Source organism: Prevotella sp. S7 MS 2 (assembly GCF_000762865.1).
In the GTDB taxonomy this organism is placed as follows: Bacteria; Bacteroidota; Bacteroidia; order Bacteroidales; family Bacteroidaceae; genus Prevotella.
The window spans coordinates 1-1,410 of record NZ_JRPT01000118.1 but is presented as its reverse complement, the minus strand read 5'-3'; the positions used below and the strand labels follow the sequence as shown (position 1 = coordinate 1,410).

Here is a 1,410-nt window from a genome sequence, read left to right as displayed (position 1 = left end):
TATGTAAAAGAAACATGCTTTCATATATAGTACCTTTTCCGCAAATACATTGCGGTCTATAATGCCACCGTTTCTCTGTTCTTCATATTCCTTCAACTTCGAATAATACATGGGGCGCATCACAGAAAAATAAGGGCCACCTCCTTTATCAAACTCGTCAAACCATGAAGAAAGGTGATTTTCAAAGAATATCTTATGTTTAGCTTTCCTATCTTCTGGTATCACTCCAATATAATCTTTTACCTCGTCGTCAAAACGAATCTTTTGAGAATTGGTTCCATAGATCAGAATCAAATAGTATAATACGTAATCAGAAGCCTCCGGAAATTGCAAGAGGTCAAATCCCAACATACCTTTTTCATTACGCATAATCTTCATATGTTGAAACAGAAAATCTTTCTCATGCCACTTAAGATTTTTGAATTCCTTACGATGTGGCATTACTTTATTAATATACCTCCCGTCATAAAGGAAACATTGGATTGCGTATTTTGATACCTGTAACAAACGATGGTCAATGGCACATCTAAGGAATTATAATTTGTCTGAAGTCATGAAGTAATTTCTCCATTCTTTTCATCAATTCCTTAAAGGGCTTGGCTTCGCCATATATATATCCATCTACCATATTTGTCTCATAGTCCAGACGATAGGCTTTCAGAACCTCATTTCGGGGGATAAAATCAATACTTGTCGGATAATCTTTGTCATAGTCCACATATCCCAAATGATAGAAACGACGACGATGTTCTACGATAGCCTTATAAAGGTTGCCATCGTTCAGTGACTTCTGGCCAAACTCTGTGTCCATCAATCTATCTAAATCATAGAGATGCCGGGACATACGCAATGTTCTTGGTTCTTCCTTTTGAAGCTCCTCACTAAGAAGCAGTGCCTTCTCCAAAAATGTTCTTGATGGCGTTACAGTCTTGATAGATGCTGTCATTTCATCATCCTCTTCAGGGAACTTATCAAAGACAAGAGAGCGAATGTCGCATTTCTCATTAGGCTCAGACATAGATAGACAACTGATTTCTATTTTAATCCTCGCATCAATAAGTCTCATGCTGGACGGGAAGATACTTTCATAATTGACGAATATTACCGTTGGGTCACTGTCATGATCTATAGGCTTGGGAGGTTCCCCCGCCATCGTTTCATTCTTTACAGTATATCCTTCAATTCCCATTTTCTGAAGTTCCACATCCAGTTCTGCTGAAAGTGTCCCATGAATATAATCTCGCGACGCTTTTCTTAACTTCTTTACCTGGTTGTTGTTCTCACACTTGGCAAATGGCAGGTTAAGGATTTTTTCAAAAAAAGTTCTGTCAATGGAGATGTCGATATCTTCACTGAAACGGTTAATAAGATTCCATCCTTTACTCAAAGAAGTTCCGCCCTTGAAAAGAC

The 1,410-nt window shown here is 38.1% G+C and carries 2 protein-coding genes; both read right to left on the bottom strand.

Annotated elements, in window-relative coordinates; translation table 11 throughout:
* Positions 1 to 369, bottom strand: a 369-nt coding sequence (locus tag HMPREF0671_RS11625) for a hypothetical protein (RefSeq protein ID WP_156958418.1), incomplete at its 3' end; no start/stop codon positions are given.
* 157 nt (positions 370 to 526) lie between these two features.
* Positions 527 to 1,410 (bottom strand): nucleotidyl transferase AbiEii/AbiGii toxin family protein (locus tag HMPREF0671_RS11620; RefSeq protein WP_036900987.1); only part of this gene is annotated, 884 nt, incomplete at its 5' end.